Source organism: Mycobacterium uberis (genome assembly GCF_003408705.1).
GTDB classification, from domain to species: domain Bacteria; phylum Actinomycetota; class Actinomycetes; order Mycobacteriales; family Mycobacteriaceae; genus Mycobacterium; species Mycobacterium uberis.
Genome location: NZ_QAYL01000025.1, coordinates 1 through 16,391, shown reverse-complemented (window position 1 = coordinate 16,391; position 16,391 = coordinate 1). Strand labels below are relative to the sequence as shown.

The following is a 16,391-nucleotide window of genomic DNA, read 5'->3' as shown; positions in this document are numbered from 1 at the left end:
ACGTTAATCTAGGACGTTGCAAACATGTTGCCGTGCCCGTGCGAAATCGTATCCAGTCTTTAATTGTGTCGCGATGTCCATTGCTGATCACAACAGATTCGGCGACGTCACTCTAGAAACATGTCGAACAGTTCATGAAGAACACATGGAGTCGATCCCGGGCGACCTGTTGCCCGAGATCGCGATATGGCAACATAACTGCCAGATGCGATCGCTGACGTCGCGAAGAACGTCACGACGGAGGGCTGAGCCTAACTGCGAGACCTGCTAGTGGGATGAAGTCAGAGCCCTCGCCACAACGGTTGAAGGTAGGTGGCCGGAGTGTGACCGAACATGTCCAAGCACGTCATCGAACGACGGTATGACTTCGCCATATGAAGAGGCCGTGCATAGTACGGTCGTACTGCCGGCGAAGTCTTACCGAAAATTCGCCCATGAGGTCGAACACGGATGATGTTGCGAATCCACCATCGGGCACTGGGTAGCTAGGGGACGAAAGCTTTCGACAGCTCGAAGGTACTTGTGCGAATCTCATCTCAACCGGCTAGGAGCAAGATCGCGAATCAGGGGCGTTGACTCTCGGGTAACAATCTAAGTGAGCCAGACTCAACTCTGAGTTGACAGCATCGCGGTTGCAGGAACAAACTTGAGCATGATTCACTCAGCATAGTGCATGATAAAAGCTCTACTACTCAGGAGGAATCACCATGGCTCGTGCAGTCGGCATCGACCTCGGGACCACTAACTCCGTTGTCTCCGTTCTGGAGGGTGGCGACCCCGTCGTCGTTGCCAACTCCGAGGGGTCGCGGACCACTCCGTCAATTGTCGCGTTCGCGCGTAACGGTGAGGTGCTCGTCGGCCAGCCCGCCAAAAACCAGGCGGTTACCAACGTCGACCGCACCATCCGTTCGGTCAAGCGGTATATGGGCAGTGACTGGTCCATCGAGATCGACGGCAAGAAATACACCGCCCAGGAGATCAGTGCCCGTGTTCTGATGAAGCTGAAACGTGACGCCGAAGCTTACCTCGGTGAGGACATCACAGATGCGGTCATCACCACACCCGCCTACTTCAACGACGCCCAGCGCCAGGCTACCAAAGAAGCCGGCCAGATTGCCGGCTTAAACGTCCTGCGGATCGTCAACGAACCGACCGCCGCAGCGCTGGCCTACGGGTTGGACAAGGGAGAGAAGGAACAAACTATCCTGGTGTTCGACCTGGGGGGCGGTACCTTCGACGTCTCGTTGCTCGAAATTGGCGAAGGTGTGGTCGAAGTGCGTGCTACTAGCGGTGACAACCACCTCGGTGGCGACGACTGGGACGACCGCATCGTCAACTGGCTCGTCGATAAGTTCAAAGGTACCAGCGGTATTGATCTGACCAAGGACAAGATGGCCATGCAGCGGCTGCGTGAGGCTGCCGAGAAGGCCAAGATCGAGCTCAGTTCGAGCCAGAGCACCTTGGTTAATCTGCCCTACATCACCGTCGATGCGGACAAGAACCCGCTGTTCCTCGATGAACAGCTGAATCGTGCCGAATTTCAGCGCATCACACAGGATCTGCTGGACCGTACCCGGCAGCCGTTTCAATCGGTAATCAAGGACGCCGGTATTTCGGTCTCCGAGATCGATCACGTCGTGCTGGTGGGCGGCTCGACCCGGATGCCCGCAGTAACTGATCTGGTCAAGGAACTTACCGGTGGCAAGGAGCCCAATAAGGGCGTCAACCCCGACGAGGTCGTCGCCGTCGGCGCTGCATTGCAGGCCGGCGTCCTCAAGGGTGAAGTGAAAGATGTTCTTCTGCTTGATGTTACACCGTTGAGCTTGGGTATAGAGACTAAAGGCGGTGTGATGACCAAGCTTATCGAGCGCAACACCACGATCCCCACCAAGCGCTCAGAGACCTTCACCACCGCCGACGACAACCAGCCGTCGGTGCAAATTCAGGTTTACCAGGGTGAGCGCGAAATAGCCTCGCACAACAAGCTGCTCGGCTCCTTTGAGCTGACTGGTATTCCACCAGCTCCGCGCGGTATCCCACAGATTGAGGTTACTTTCGACATCGACGCCAATGGCATCGTGCACGTCACAGCCAAGGATAAGGGCACAGGCAAGGAGAACACGATCAAAATTCAGGAAGGCTCCGGTCTGTCCAAGGAGGAGATCGACCGGATGGTCAAGGATGCTGAGGCACACGCCGAGGAGGACCGCAAGCGTCGTGAGGAAGCCGACGTCCGCAACCAGGCCGAGACGTTGGTGTACCAGACGGAGAAATTCGTCAAAGAACAGCGAGAAGCCGAAGGTGGTTCGAAGGTGCCTGAAGACACTCTCAACAAAGTGGATGCCGCTGTGATAAAAGCCAAGACCGCGCTCGGCAGTACCGATGTCTCCGCGATCAAGTCGGCGATGGAGAAACTGGGACAGGAGTCCCAGGCGCTGGGGCAGGCGATCTATGAGGCTACTCAGGCTGCGTCGGCGACTGGCGGTAAGGCTTCCGCACCCGGTGGGTCGAACTCTGCTGACGATGTGGTGGACGCGGAGGTGGTCGACGACGAACGGGAGTCCAAATGACCGAAAGCAATCCACACGAACAGGTGACGGTCACCGATAAACGGCGGATCGACCCCGAGACCGGCGAAGTACGGGACATCCCTCTCGGCGACATGCCGGGAGGAAGTGAGCCAGCTGGTCTGACGGACCAGAGCGTCGACACTACTGACACAACTGTCGACAAAGTTGCTGAGCTGACGAGCGATCTACAGCGGGTGCAGGCCGACTTTGCCAACTACCGTAAACGAGCGTTGCGCGACCAGCAGGCGGCTGCGGATAGGGCTAAAGCCACTGTTATTAGCCAATTGCTGGGAGTGCTCGACGATCTCGATTGGGCACGCAAGCACGGCGACCTGGATTCGGGTCCGCTGAAGTCAGTCGCCGACAAGCTGATGAGCGCGTTGACCGGGCTCGGTTTGGTGGCTTTTGGTGCCGAGGGCGAAGATTTCGATCCGGGGCTACACGAAGCCGTGCAGCACGAGGGCGATGGTGGAGAAGGTTCTAAGCCAGTGATCGGTGACGTCCTGCGGAACGGCTACAAACTGGGCGAGCAAGTGCTGCGGCACGCCCTGGTCGGGGTGGTTGACACAGTCGCAAGTGACGGTTCCGAGACGGTCGTTACGGATGACGCCGGGCAAGTCGACCCGGACGGTAACGCGATACCACAGGTGAATAAGGCCCAGAATCAAGGCAACTAGCAGAAGAATCTGTACAACACACAGAGGACGGTGAGAGGGGGGTGACGCAATATGGCCCAGCGTGAATGGGTTGAAAAAGATTTCTATAAGGAACTAGGCGTCTCCTCTGACGCCAGTTCTGAAGAGATCAAACGCGCCTATCGGAAGTTGGCACGTGACTTGCATCCGGACGCGAATCCCGACAACCCCGCCGCTGGTGAACGGTTTAAGGCGGTGTCTGAGGCGCACAATGTGTTGTCGGATCCGGGCAAGCGCAAAGAGTACGATGAAACTCGTCGATTGTTTGCCAACGGTGGGTTAGGTGGCCGTCGGTTCGACGGTAGCTTCGGCAGCTTTGGAATGGGTGGAGATGGAGCTGAGTTCAATCTCAACGATTTATTCGATGCTGCCAGTCGAACCGGTGGCACCAACATCGGTGACCTGTTCGGCGGATTATTCGGACGTGGCGCTAGCACCCGTCCTAGTCGGCCGCGACGCGGCAACGACCTGGAGACCGAGACGGACTTGGATTTTGTTGAGGCAGCCAAAGGTTTAGCTATGCCGCTGCGGCTGACCAGTCCAGCGCCGTGCACTAACTGCCATGGAAGCGGGGCGCGGCCGGGAACCACTCCGAAAGTGTGCTCTAGTTGCACCGGCTCCGGCGTGATCAACCGCAATCAGGGCGCCTTCGGTTTCTCTGAGCCTTGCACTGAATGTCGGGGCAGCGGGTCGATCATCGAGCACCCTTGCGATGAGTGTAAAGGCACCGGTGTCACTACCCGCACTCGCACCATTAATATGCGGATACCGCCCGGTGTCGAAGACGGACAACGGATTCGATTGGCAGGGCAGGGTGAGGCTGGGTTGCGCGGTGCCCCGTCAGGTGATCTGTATGTGACGGTGCATGTGCGTCCAGACAAGACCTTTGATCGAGACGGCGATGATCTCATCGTGACCATTCCGGTTAGCTTCACCGAATTAGCTTTGGGCTCAACACTCTCAGTGCCTACGCTGGACGGGACTGTCAGCGTCCGGGTGCCAAAAGGCACTGCGGATGGCCGCATCCTGCGAGTGCGAGGGCGCGGTGTGCCCAAACGTAGTGGCGGCTATGGAGACTTGCTTGTCACCGTCAAGGTGGCAGTTCCACCGAACTTGGAAGGTACCGCACAACAGGCGCTGGAGACTTATGCGGCTGCCGAACGGTCAAGTGGTTTCAACCCACGGGCGGGATGGACCGGTAATCGGTGATGGCTAGAAACCCTAGAGCCCATAGGAAACAAGAGTCCCGGACGTTCTTGATCTCGGTGGCCGCTGAGCTGGCCGGCATGCATGCACAGACTTTACGCACCTATGATCGACTCGGGCTGGTCAGCCCGAGCCGGACTTCCGGTGGTGGGCGCCGTTATTCACAGCATGATGTTGACCTGCTGCGCCAGGTGCAGCGACTCTCGCAGGACGAGGGAGTTAACCTCGCCGGCATCAAGCGCATTATCGAGCTGACCAATCAGATTGAGGCACTGCAGTTGAAGCTGCAGGAATTGACCGATGAGTTGATGGTATTGCGCGCCAACCAGCGCGGCGATCTCGCGGTGGTGCCCAAGAGCACGGCGCTGGTCCTCTGGCAGCCGCGAAAGTCGCGCTAGGTTAGGTGGGCAGGCCTGACTGATCGAGGGTCAGATGTCGAAGTAGTCGTGTCTCGATGATTTACTCGCCGCGGGCCGCATCTGGTAGGTGCAAGGCTTAGATGGTCGATCCAGCTAGCGCGACAAAGGATCGTGTTGAATACGTTCCGGCGGAGTGCCTTTAGCGATAAGAGCAGCCTTGGTTGCGCGCACCATGGCCGGTCCACCGCAGATCAGGATCTGCCGGTCGCTCCAGCTTCCGTACTGGGTGACCACGTCAGGAAGCCGGCCGGTTTGGTGTACATGTAGGCCACGCGGCGTTGAGACGTCGGGGTAGTCTGCGGCCCAGTATGGGTCTTGGCTGTACTCCGATACTGGTGAGACTGCTAGCCAAGGACAGTGTGCTGCGATCTGCCATAGCGTGCGCAGGTCGTAAAGCTCGCAGCGGTAGCGTGCGCCGACGAACAGGTGGACCCGTGGGTTCATCGCTAAGCGGCTGATATCCACGATCAGTGCCCGTAGCGGTGCTATACCGGTACTACCGGCCACCATCAGCACGTCCCCGTCGTCGCGATTGATCTGCATTGCACCGTGCGGACTGGACAACCGCCACCGGTCTCCAGGCGTAGTTTCGCTGACGATGGCGGTGCTGACCAAGCCGCCGGGGACCGCACGGACATGGAATTCGATCGCGCCGTCTAAGGTAGCAGGAATGGCGGGGCTGAGGTATCGCCAACGGTGTGGGCATTGCGGAATTTGGACGTTGACATACTGGCCGGTGTAATAGTGCATTGGCTGGTCTAATTGCAGCTGAACGACTGCGAGATCCCGTGACACTCGAATGTGTTCAATGACCGTTGCATCCCACCAGGCTGGTCCTTCGTCGGCTTCAGCCGCTCCGCTCATTACCCCGGTGATTAGGTTGAGTGACTGACTGACCGCGTCGCAGACGGCATCAGTCCATGCCTCACCCAGATGAGTGCGCAATGTGGTATGCAGAGCTCGACGCAATGTCTCATAATGGCTTGTTAGTACACCGTACTTGCGGTGATCGCGACCAAGCTGGGCAAGAAAGGCCACGGGCTCTTCCGCGTGCTGAGCGACCAGCTCGCTGTACACCCAGTGCAGTGCATGGGTGAAAGACGCTCGCTGGCAGTCCATTTCCGGTGGGAATAGGTCGCGTACCGAGTTGTCGAGGGCGAACCAGTAAGCATAGAACTGCCGCACGATTACGTTAGCTTCGTTTGTCGGGTCCTGGTTCTCCCGCGCGAGGATATCGCGCAACACGCGCAACGCATCCCGGTTGTCTAAGCTCACGAAACTCGATTCTAAGCCCGCCACAGGAAGGTGAGCTACAGGGCACGAATCCTTTTGTCCAGCAACACTAGTTTGATCAGCACAAGGATGGTAGCTCCACAGGATGATCTACAGCGGATTTGCGCACTAGCTAGGGTAGCACGGTGTGCATCAACACGACGTCGTAAGCTGACCACAGCGATAGATTGAAGTACAGGTCTCGACCCGACGACCAGGGATGGATCATCGGCGCATAGATGCCACCAGGTATCTGGAACGACGACACCAGTGGCTGCTCTGGACTCCATGGTCCTTGCGGAGCTGGCGCTGTTCGCGCCACAACGTCATTGCTGCTACCGTTGCTGTAAAGCACGAGATATTGCTTGAGGTAGTTGTTGTATTGGGCTGACATTTCGCCTACCGGACCGGGGAGCACCGGCGTAGCGGCCGCTGGGTCGTTGGGGACCCAGTGCCCGCCCCCGTCGCCGTTCCAGTACTCGTACTTGGCGAGGTCCGGCACAAAGTTCGGTTGGACTCGGGATAGATACGCTGCACCGCCGCGTCCGGACGGGGTGCCGAACGAGTAGAGGTAACCGTCGTTACCCCGCATGAATGCCCCCATCTGGAAGTTTTGGTTACCCGGAACGAAGTTAGTCCCGGGGATGGCGTCCGGTGATGACGAGCGGATGGTTTCGGGGTAGATCCCCCAGTTTTGTCCGTTGTCGATTGACCGAGCGATAGCTGAGTAATTAGTCGTCCATTCGCCGTCGCGTCCCCAGTTCTTGATGGACATATAGTTCATGTATTGAGTTTTTCCGATGGAGATGGCGGCTGTTGGGATGATTCCCGCCTCGTGCGGCGCCCGGTGGATGGTGTTTACGACCTGCTTAGCGAGGCCAGTTGTCCACACCGGTGAGCCCGAGTACTTGTCGTTAGGCACGCCGTCGGCAACACGGATTCCGTGCGATAGATCATGGTCTGAACTGCGGAACAAAATGTTGTACCGCCGTTGTTGTCCTTTGACGGTGCAATAGCCAAAGCTGTCGCCAAATGCCATGAGGACCTGAGGTCGGACTGGATCACCATTTTCCCAAGGGATCCCGAGGTCGGTTCCGGAGATACCGAAGCGTTGAAGTGTTTTGTTTGGACTGTTGGGTCCGGTCACCCATTCGACGAGCGACGTCGATGCCTTCGAGATGGAAACAGGAGGTGGTGGTCCCGACTTGGGCGGCGGTGCCGACGGCTGGACTGAGGGTGCGTTAGGAACAAGCTGACTAGCGTTCTGGGGTTGTCCAGGGAGAACAGGGTTGGGTTCGGGGGGCATTACCTCTGCTTGAGGGTGTTGCAGTTCGCCGTAACGAGTATTTGGCGTAGCCGGCTTTAGCAAAGATGCAATAAGTGGCCCCAATTTGGGTAGCGGCGCATGGTCGTTGGTGTTAGATGGCCGGCGTCCAGTCGGTGGTTGGATGACCAGCGCCGGTGTGGACATCGCTGGGGGTGTCGCCGGTGGCGGCACGTTGGCTTCTGGCGCGCTACAAGGCATGGCGTTAGCTGGTGGCGGGAAACTCAACGCAGTTATGAGTCCGGCAGCAGCCGTCAATACAAAGCTTATTGTAATGACCCGAGAAAACCCCACTATAGTGCACCTTTCCTAGGGGGACGCCCTACTGACGCCCATGATCGGCGTCATGTGACGATAGTGTCCTGTGTGGCGATTGTGATCAATGATGTTCTGATGGGTATGTATCCGTGACCGTGTCGCGACCCAATATGCTCACTCCGACATTTGGTCCACGGTGGCAAATCCGATTCAGCGGGTTTTGCTGTATCTTGAGATAGCGCCTTGGAATTCACCACGGTGGGCGTCGCTGCTGTGCAGGCCGAGGTGACCGTGCTTTTGCCTCAGCAATCAACCGGTCAGGGAGATCAGACCGTTTCCGAACGTCAGTGCATTGACACGCCAAGGCGGTAGTTGACGGTGAAGCGGGTAATCCGGCACTAAGGTCGTGAAAACCTTGGCATACAAGAGTATTGCGCGATACATATCCGCAACTGTCGGGTGGTCCTACTGTGTTGTAAGACGCCAAATTAATCATCAACTTGAGGGGTAGGACTATGTCGTTTGTGATTGTTACGCCGGAAATGGTCGCTGTGGCTGCGGCGGACTTAACAAGTACTTGATCCAACCATCAGTGCAACCAACCTGGCCGCAGTGGTTCCGACCACAGGGATGCTGGCTGTAGGTGCTGACGAGGTGTCGTCAGCGATTGCGGCGTTGTTCGGCACGTATGCTCAGGGTTATCAAGAGTTGAGTGTGCAAGCGGCAGCGTTTCATCAGCAGTTCGTGCAAGCATTCCCCTCCGCGTGCAAATATCTATGCTTGCGCCGAGGTGGCCAATGCATTGCCGTTGCAGACGTTGGAGCGGGACATGTTAGGTTTGATTAACCGCCGACCCAGACGCTGTTGGGGCAATCGCTGATCGGCGACGGTGTCAACGGGGTGACGTGACCGGCGCCAACGGCGGTGATGGTGGAGTTTTGATCGACAATGGCGATACCAGCAACACCGGGCGCGGTAGGCGGCAATGCGCATCTTTTCGGCAGTGGTGGCGACAGCGGGATCGACGATATCGGAGGTGCCGTTGGCAAGACTGGAATGCTGGTCGGCAACGCTGAGTTGATTGGTAACGGTGGTAACCGTATCCCGCCCGGCGGTAATAGTGGGCGGCTCTTCGATATCAGGGGCGCTAACGAGATCTAAGCACGCGCGCTTGGTACTGGGCTGGATTTAGTCGCGATGTCGGTTGTTGGTGTCACAGTGTGGAGTTGGACCGGTTGCGATTGTCTGGATGCCTCACTGTCAAGATAAAATTGAGTGGAATAGACTCAATGTTAGCGGCGTTAAACAACTCGACAAGCATTTTTATTTTTAGACGTACCCCGAATGGAGATCGTCGTGGACTCTTTCAACCCGACCACCAAGACGCAGGAGGCTTTGACTTCGGCACTGCAGATAGCGTCGTCTGCAGGTAATCCCGAGATCAGGCCCGCGCATTTGCTGTTGACGCTGCTCACGCAGAGCGACGGAATCGCCGCACCTCTGTTGGAGGCCGTTGGTGTGGAGCCCGCCACCATTCGCAATGAGGTGCAGCGGCTGTTGGACTGGTTACCCCAGGCCAGTGGTTCCAGTTCGCAGCCGCAGTTGTCGCGCGAGTCGTTAGCTGCTATTATCACTGCTCAGCAGCTCGCTACCGAGATGGATGACGAGTATGTGTCTACTGAGCACTTGATGGTAGGGCTAGCCACCGGTGACTCCGACGTAGCAAAGCTGTTGACTGGGCACGGCGCTTCGTCGCAGGCGCTGCGGGAGGCGTTTGTCAAGGTACGTGGCAGTGCCCGAGTCACTAGCCCCGATCCCGAGCATTTCTATCAAGCGCTGGAGAAGTACTCCACCGACCTGACCGCCCGGGCCAGCGATGGCAAACTTGACCCAGTTATCGGTCGCGACAACGAAATTCGTCGTGTCGTGCAGGTGCTGTCCCGTCGCACCAAGAACAATCCGGTTCTCATCGGTGAGCCCGGTGTCGGCAAGACCGCGATCGTGGAGGGTCTGGCTCAACGCATTGTTGCCGGCGATGTGCCAGAGAGCTTGCGTGACAAGACTGTGGTGGCGCTCGATCTCGGATCGATGGTGGCCGGTGCCAAGTATCGCGGCGAGTTCGAGGAACGACTCAAGGCCGTGCTTGATGACATCAAAAACTCCGCCGGCCAGATCATTACGTTTATCGACGAATTGCACACCATCGTCGGGGCCGGTGCGACCGGTGAGTCTGCGATGGATGCTGGCAACATGATCAAGCCGATGCTGGCCCGCGGCGAACTACGCTTGGTCGGTGCCACCACGCTCGATGAATACCGCAAATACATCGAGAAGGATGCCGCACTAGAGCGGCGCTTTCAGCAGGTCTTCGTTGGTGAACCGTCGGTGGAAGACACTGTCGGCATCCTGCGTGGTCTCAAGGACCGCTATGAGGTACACCACGGTGTGCGCATCACCGACTCTGCGCTGGTGGCTGCGGCTACGCTCTCCAACCGCTACATTACCGCTAGGTTCCTGCCGGACAAGGCCATCGACCTGGTCGACGAGGCGGCTAGCCGGTTACGCATGGAGATCGACTCGCGGCCCGTCGAGATCGACGAGGTCGAGCGGTTGGTGCGCCGCCTCGAGATCGAAGAGATGGCGCTTGCGAATGAAGAAGACGAGGCATCCAAGGAACGCTTGGAGAAGTTGCGCGCGGAATTGGCCGACCAGAAAGAACGGCTCACCGAGCTAACCGCGAAGTGGCAGAACGAGAAGAACGCGATCGACATCGTCCGCGAACTCAAGGAACAGTTAGAGACGTTGCGTGGGGAGTCCGAGCGCGCCGAGCGTGACGGTGACTTGGCCAAGGCCGCTGAGCTGCGGTACGGGCGCATCCCCGTAGTGGAAAAGAAGTTGGATGCGGCGGTGCCGACGGCCCAGACCCGTGAAGGCGTGATGCTCAAGGAAGAAGTCGGTCCCGACGATATCGCTGACGTGGTGTCAGCGTGGACCGGCATCCCGGCCGGCCGGCTGTTAGAGGGCGAGACCGCCAAGCTGCTGCGGATGGAGGACGAGCTAAGCCGCCGTGTGGTTGGACAGAAAAAGCCTGTGCAGGCTGTGTCCGATGCGGTGCGGCGCTCTCGGGCCGGGGTAGCCGACCCTAACCGGCCGACTGGATCATTCTTGTTCCTCGGTCCCACCGGCGTCGGCAAGACCGAGCTGGCCAAAGCGCTGGCTGACTTCCTGTTCGACGACGAGCGCGCGATGGTCCGCATTGACATGAGCGAGTACGGTGAGAAGCACTCGGTGGCCCGTCTGGTGGGTGCGCCTCCCGGCTATATCGGCTACGACCAGGGCGGTCAGCTGACCGAGGCGGTGCGCCGGCGACCCTACACGGTGGTACTGTTCGACGAGGTCGAAAAGGCGCACCCGGATGTCTTCGACGTGCTGCTGCAAGTGCTTGACGAGGGTCGTTTGACTGACGGACAGGGTCGTACGGTCGATTTCCGCAACACCATCCTCATCCTGACCTCCAACCTCGGATCGGGTGGCACCAGGGAGCAGGTGATGGCGGCGGTGCGCTCGGCATTCAAGCCGGAGTTCATCAACCGCCTCGACGACGTATTGATTTTCGACGGGCTCAACCCCGAAGAACTGGTTCGGATCGTCAACATTCAGCTTGAGCAGCTCGGCGAGCGGCTCGCGCAGCGACGGCTACAATTAGAAGTTTCATTGCCGGCTAAGCGCTGGTTGGCACAACGCGGATTCAACCTATCATACGGAGCTCGGCCATTGCGCCGATTGGTGCAGCAGGCGATCGGCGATCAGTTGGCCAAAATGCTTCTGGCCGGCGAGGTGCATAACGGAGATGTGGTTCCGGTCAATGTGAGTCCGGGCGGTGACTCGCTTGTCCTGGGCTAGCCCTGTAATAGGGTTGTGATCTGGTCGCATTCTTGGTTCTGGGCTTATAGCAGATACGCTATCTGGGATGGTCCCGCTTTGGTTCACGCTCTCCGCGCTATGCTTCGTTGGCGCGATTGTGTTGCTTTATGTCGATATTGATCGACGCCGTGGACGCAGCAGACGCCGGAAATCGTGGGCTCGATCGCACGGATTCGACTACGAACGCGAATCTACCGAGATCCTGCAGCGGTGGAAGCGCGGCGTGATGTCGACAGTGGGCGATGTACCTGCGTACAATGTCGTGTTGGGTCAGATCCGCGGTGAGGCAGTGTATATCTTCGATCTCGAGGAAGTCGCGACGGTGATCGCACTGCACCGCAAGGTGGGCACTAATGTCGTGGTCGACCTGCGGCTCAAGGGGCTCAAGGAGCCGCGAGAGAGCGACATCTGGTTGCTGGGTGCGATCGGGCCGCGGATGGTGTACTCCACCAATCTGGATGCGGCTCGGCGGGCTTGTGACCGGCGCATGGTCACCTTCGCGCACACCGCACCTGACTGCGCCGAGGTGATGTGGAACGAGCAAAACTGGACGCTGGTCAGTATGCCGATTGGCAGCACTCGCGCCCAGTGGGACGAGGGTCTGCGCACCGTGCGCCAATTCAACGACCTGCTGCGAGTATTGCCGCCGCTGCCTGCAGAGACCCCTCAGGACGCGGGAACGTCGTCCCGCAACGTAGAACCGGGTCGTCCGTTGGCGCCGGCTGGCCGGGCAGAGTTGCCCTTGGATAGGGGCGTCGAAACGGATGTTGCCGGGTTCCTGGGCTCGGATGTTCAGGCCGGTCGCCCCACGGAGCCTATGCGCCGCGATGAGGGTAGCTGGGGAGCTGTCCGACGCCCACCGCCAGTGGGGCGTAACGGCCATCAGGCCACGAACTACCAATGCTGATTAGCGATTAGCTCGCCGAGTATGGCACGAAAAAGACGAGTATGGCACGAAAAAGATTAGGCCCCGCTTAGTACACTGTCGCTCATGCTCCGTCCCGCCGCTTTAATCACTGGATCAACGTCTGGGATTGGTGTCGGCTACGCGCGGGATGGTTACGATGTGATTCTGGTTGCGCGCGATGTCGACCGGTTGACGCAATTGGCGGACGAGCTACAGAACGAAGCGGGCTGTACCGAGATTTTGCCCGCGGATCTCTCCGATCTTGCCGACTGCGACAAAGTCGCCGACCGGCTCCGCGCAGGTGTTCGGGTCTTGGTGAACAACGCCGACTTTGGCACGTCCGGCGAATTTTGGACGGCGGATCTGTTCTTGGACGGCGGATCTGTTCTTGCTGCAGGCCCAGCTCGACGTCAATGTGACCGCGGTGATGCAGCTGACTCGTGCGGCTCTGCCAGCTATGCTCCACGCTAGCAGCGGCACCGTTGTCAAGATCGCCAGCGTTGCCGGGCTGTTGACCGGACGGGGGTCGACCTATTCGGCGTCTAAGGCCTGGGTGATCGCCTTCAACGAAGTCCTGGCCGGCGGGTTGAAGGGTACCGGTGGGGTGTACGTGCCGTCTGCCCAGGGTTTGTACACACTGAATTCCACGCCCGGGCTGGGATCGACATGGCCAAGCTGCCGTCGTTCATGTGGCTCGAGGTCGACAACGTGGTTAGCCAGAGTCTGGCCGATATCGCGAGCGGCAAGGTGATCAGCATTCCAGGCTGTACAATACAAGGCGCTTGTCACCGTGGAGCGAATGATTCCGCGGAGTTTGCTGCGTGTCGTAAGCGAACGAGTGGGAGGCGGCCGTGGCCGAACTTGACCGAAAAGAGTTGGCTGATCTGGTCCGTCGACTGTCGGTCGTGCACGGGCGCGTCACGCTGTCGTCGGGCAAACAGGCCGACTACTACGTTGACTTGCGCCGCGCCACTTTGCACCACCGGACCTCTGCGCTGATCGGCCGGTTGATGCGTGAACTTACCGAAGATTGGGACTACACGGTGGTTGGCGGCCTGACCCTGGGGGCCGATCCGGTCGCAACCGCCGTGATGCACTCACCCGGGCGTTCGGTCGACGCGTTCGTGGTTCGAAAATCCGCGAAAACCCATGGCGTCCAATGTCTCATCGAGGGATCTGAGGTATCTGGGCGGCGCGTGTTGGTGGTGGAGGACACGAGTACGACCGGTACCTCGGCGCTGACAGCGGTTCGCGCAGTGCGCGACGCGGGTGGCGACGTAGTCGGCGTGGCCGCCGTGGTAGACCGCGCTGCCGGCGCCGCTGAGGCCATCAAAGCGCAAGGATTACTATACCGCAGCGTACTAGGCCTTGCTGATCTGGGGTTGGAATAGTCCTAGCGGGATAACGGTGCGTGCTTTCCTTGCGATAATTGTCATGATCGGCTGTCTGGCAGGCTGCTCGAGCCCGAATCATGTCGGTTGTCCGTATGGTGCTCAGGTCGCGCGTATCGGCGAATCGCTGGGATTGTTGGGCTGGAACGTGGCGGTGTCGAATCTGCGGTGGGGCGGCGACTATATGCTGATCGACGTCGATGCGACCTCGACAGATCCACATGCTCCGCACGCCAGACCCGAGGACATCCGGTTCGGCCTATATGGTGCGCTTGCTCACCCGATGGAGTCCGCCGGATTGGGCAGCTGCGAGAGCAGGATGGCTGGCGTGCCTGATGTTGCCTCGCCGTTGGCGGCGCCTGCCAACCGGCTCACCGGCACGGTCTGTCTGGGCCCGCTGCAGGATCACAATGCGGTTCGCGGAGTGTACAGTTACTCGCCGCGTGACCGGATTCCCAATACTGTGGCGGCTTATCCGGCGGCATTTCCGGTGGGGTTGTTGCCGACAAACCCGAACGACACCGGCCTGGTCGTCAAGACTGCCAGCCTGTCGGCCTGGCGTGCTGACGGCGCCCCGATTACGACGGCACAACTCGGCGACCCAGGGGCATTCACCGGCGACGGCTATATGCTACTGGGGCTTGCGGCCGACGCTGTTGCGGCCCGGTATTGCGACGATTCCGTCTCCCGTGGCGGCCCGATGATGCTGCTCGCTTCGCCGACGCTACCCGGCCGGGGACTGCATCCGGCTTGCGCGACGTACGGCTCATCGGTTCTGATCTTGCCCGACACCTCGTTGGATGCGGTGCACGTCAACGCGTCACTGTGCACTCAGGGCGAGATTAACCAGGCGTTGCTGTACGCGACGGTGGCGCTTGCTGGGACGCACGCCGGGGTGTGGATTGTCCGGTGAGTGAGCTAGGGCCTACTGAATGGGGGACATCTACCGGCGGCGTTGGCCCTTGGATCGGTGACCTCCCGGATGACCTGCGGTATGACCGGGCCTTGTTGCGGGACGGTGATACTCGCAATGTTGTCGACGCTTACCGTTACTGGACCCGGGAAGCGATTCTTATCGATATCAATCGGCGCCGTCACCCTTTGCATGTGGCGATCGAGAATTTCGGTCATGATGCTAATATCGGCTCCGTGGTGCGTACTGCCAACGCGTTCGCCGTTGACACCGTGCACATTGTTGGGCGTCGGCGCTGGAACCGGCGAGGCGCCATGGTGACGGACCGCTATCAGCGGTTGTGTCATCACGACAGCACAGCTGAGTTGCTGGACTTCGCGGTGGACGCCAGCTTGGCCGTGGTAGCGGTAGACAACGTTACGGGGGCGGAGCGCCTGGAACAGGCCACGTTGCCGCGGCAGTGTCTATTTGTGTTCGGTCAGGAAGGTCCCGGCATTACCGACGACGCCCGGGCTGGCGCGGCGATGACCGTGTCGATAGCTCAGTTCGGTTCGACCCGCAGCATCAATGCTGGTGTTGCCGCTGGGATCGCAATGCATGCCTGGATCAGGCAGCACGCAGACATGTCCCGCGCCTGGTAGCTAACGTCAGGACAACTATGAGGCCATCTTTCAACTTGATATAGCATGCACAATATCAAAGTAGTGGATTGCACCGTGGTTTTTGTCGTGTAGAAGTTTTTAGGGTGCCTTTGTCTGTGTTTGTGTGGTTGTGGTGGGGGTATTTGTTTGGCGGTGTTATCGGTGGGGTTACATATCCCGGGAGCGGCCAGTTTGGCTAACATGTCCTTCAGTATGGTGCGGGCCTCAGGGGTCAGCTAGGTGTGTAGCGCCGACATGCCGTCGGCTTTTTGCTTAGGGCTAGTCTGCGTCGGCGGGCCCGATTCATGGTCGGTGTAGATGCCTGTCGGGGTTGAGGCAGTCGGCGAGACGATCGGCTAACCCGGCCAGGTGTTCGGACCGGTATTGGGTGTCTTGCTTGGCCGGATCAGCCTTGGCGCGTTCACGGATGGCCGCATCGATCCAGCCGGGTAGTTGGTGGCAGAACCGGTGGATCACCGCGAGATCTGGTCGGCACCGAGTCGTTCGGCACGCTGGGCTGCTGTGGTGGCCGCTAACTGTGGCGGTAATGGTTTGCTGGTGAATCACGTGCCGTTCACCAAGATCGGTGGCATCACGGATGCGTTGGGGAGACTTCGGTACGGCTGATCCGCGTCCACTCGGCAATCGCATGCAAGAACCTGCCGCCACGCTACCCCGTACCGTGGTATCCAACGTATCCAACGCAGCCGTGATCACCTTCCTATCCACGACACCACAATGAACTCAACTCACAACACCAAACTATCGGAAGACACCGACATTTAGAGTTGCTGCATTTTTGAGTGATCGGAGGTGTTCTGACTCTCCAACCATTGGGGGACGGAGGGATTCTCAATGACGATGTCAAGCC

General features: G+C 59.1%; 15 protein-coding genes and 1 pseudogene. 13 read left to right on the top strand and 3 right to left on the bottom strand.

Going from position 1 to position 16,391, the window contains the following annotated elements:
- Positions 1 to 707 precede the first annotated feature (707 nt).
- The 4 genes from dnaK to MUBE_RS12330 are packed head-to-tail and all read left to right on the top strand — an operon-like array spanning position 708 to position 4,869.
- On the top strand, positions 708 to 2,570 hold the full coding sequence (gene dnaK, locus MUBE_RS12345) for a molecular chaperone DnaK (protein ID WP_116540760.1): 1,863 nt from the start codon (positions 708 to 710) through the stop codon (positions 2,568 to 2,570).
- Positions 2,567 to 3,247 (top strand): nucleotide exchange factor GrpE, encoded by a 681-nt coding sequence (gene grpE / locus MUBE_RS12340; protein WP_116540759.1) that lies wholly within the window; start codon positions 2,567 to 2,569, stop codon positions 3,245 to 3,247. Before dnaK ends, grpE begins: the two co-directional genes overlap by 4 nt.
- Before the next feature lie 51 nt (positions 3,248 to 3,298).
- A complete protein-coding gene (gene dnaJ / locus MUBE_RS12335; protein ID WP_116540758.1) occupies positions 3,299 to 4,474 on the top strand; it encodes a molecular chaperone DnaJ in 1,176 nt (391 codons plus the stop codon).
- Complete coding sequence (locus MUBE_RS12330) at positions 4,474 to 4,869, top strand: heat shock protein transcriptional repressor HspR (RefSeq protein ID WP_116540757.1); 396 nt, start codon at positions 4,474 to 4,476, stop codon at positions 4,867 to 4,869. The genes dnaJ and MUBE_RS12330 overlap by 1 nt, the downstream gene beginning before the upstream one ends.
- Before the next feature lie 114 nt (positions 4,870 to 4,983).
- On the opposite strand, the gene MUBE_RS12325 is transcribed toward MUBE_RS12330, so the two are convergent.
- Together MUBE_RS12325 and MUBE_RS12320 are read right to left on the bottom strand one after the other, a co-directional pair.
- A complete protein-coding gene (locus tag MUBE_RS12325; RefSeq protein ID WP_116540756.1) occupies positions 4,984 to 6,165 on the bottom strand; it encodes an FAD-binding oxidoreductase in 1,182 nt (393 codons plus the stop codon).
- Positions 6,166 to 6,295: 130 nt separating this feature from the next.
- Complete coding sequence (locus MUBE_RS12320) at positions 6,296 to 7,762, bottom strand: DUF4185 domain-containing protein (protein ID WP_243633048.1); 1,467 nt, start codon at positions 7,760 to 7,762, stop codon at positions 6,296 to 6,298.
- Positions 7,763 to 8,356: 594 nt separating this feature from the next.
- Between MUBE_RS12320 and MUBE_RS12310 the strand changes: the two genes are divergently transcribed.
- The 8 genes and pseudogenes from MUBE_RS12310 (at position 8,357) to MUBE_RS12275 (ending at position 15,520) form a co-directional block, all read left to right on the top strand.
- Positions 8,357 to 8,590: a PE family protein gene (locus MUBE_RS12310; protein ID WP_243633038.1), complete on the top strand. Its 234-nt coding sequence runs from the start codon at positions 8,357 to 8,359 to the stop codon at positions 8,588 to 8,590.
- A 102-nt stretch (positions 8,591 to 8,692) separates the two neighbouring features.
- A complete protein-coding gene (locus tag MUBE_RS12305; protein ID WP_116540753.1) occupies positions 8,693 to 8,905 on the top strand; it encodes a hypothetical protein in 213 nt (70 codons plus the stop codon).
- Positions 8,906 to 9,100: 195 nt separating this feature from the next.
- The gene (clpB, locus tag MUBE_RS12300) at positions 9,101 to 11,647 is read left to right on the top strand and encodes an ATP-dependent chaperone ClpB (RefSeq protein WP_116540812.1); all 2,547 of its coding nucleotides are present in this window, start codon (positions 9,101 to 9,103) and stop codon (positions 11,645 to 11,647) included.
- Positions 11,648 to 11,714: 67 nt separating this feature from the next.
- Positions 11,715 to 12,575 (top strand): trehalose monomycolate transport factor TtfA, encoded by an 861-nt coding sequence (gene ttfA / locus MUBE_RS12295; protein ID WP_116540752.1) that lies wholly within the window; start codon positions 11,715 to 11,717, stop codon positions 12,573 to 12,575.
- 84 nt (positions 12,576 to 12,659) lie between these two features.
- Positions 12,660 to 13,440, top strand: a pseudogene (locus MUBE_RS12290) (SDR family NAD(P)-dependent oxidoreductase).
- The gene (pyrE, locus tag MUBE_RS12285) at positions 13,427 to 13,966 is read left to right on the top strand and encodes an orotate phosphoribosyltransferase (RefSeq protein ID WP_116540751.1); all 540 of its coding nucleotides are present in this window, start codon (positions 13,427 to 13,429) and stop codon (positions 13,964 to 13,966) included. Before MUBE_RS12290 ends, pyrE begins: the two are co-directional and overlap by 14 nt.
- 43 nt (positions 13,967 to 14,009) lie before the next feature.
- Positions 14,010 to 14,879 carry a hypothetical protein gene (locus MUBE_RS12280; protein ID WP_116540811.1) on the top strand — a complete coding sequence of 290 codons (870 nt, stop codon included), beginning with the start codon at positions 14,010 to 14,012 and terminating at the stop codon, positions 14,877 to 14,879.
- The gene (locus tag MUBE_RS12275) at positions 14,876 to 15,520 is read left to right on the top strand and encodes a TrmH family RNA methyltransferase (RefSeq protein ID WP_116540750.1); all 645 of its coding nucleotides are present in this window, start codon (positions 14,876 to 14,878) and stop codon (positions 15,518 to 15,520) included. Before MUBE_RS12280 ends, MUBE_RS12275 begins: the two co-directional genes overlap by 4 nt.
- 303 nt (positions 15,521 to 15,823) lie before the next feature.
- On the opposite strand, the gene MUBE_RS20490 is transcribed toward MUBE_RS12275, so the two are convergent.
- Positions 15,824 to 15,997 carry a DUF222 domain-containing protein gene (locus MUBE_RS20490; protein ID WP_165849658.1) on the bottom strand — a complete coding sequence of 58 codons (174 nt, stop codon included), beginning with the start codon at positions 15,995 to 15,997 and terminating at the stop codon, positions 15,824 to 15,826.
- Between MUBE_RS20490 and MUBE_RS16400 the strand changes: the two genes are divergently transcribed.
- On the top strand, positions 15,977 to 16,147 hold the full coding sequence (locus MUBE_RS16400) for a hypothetical protein (RefSeq protein WP_165849657.1): 171 nt from the start codon (positions 15,977 to 15,979) through the stop codon (positions 16,145 to 16,147). The two genes, MUBE_RS20490 and MUBE_RS16400, sit on opposite strands and share 21 nt — an antisense overlap.
- The last annotated feature ends 244 nt before the right edge of the window (positions 16,148 to 16,391 follow it).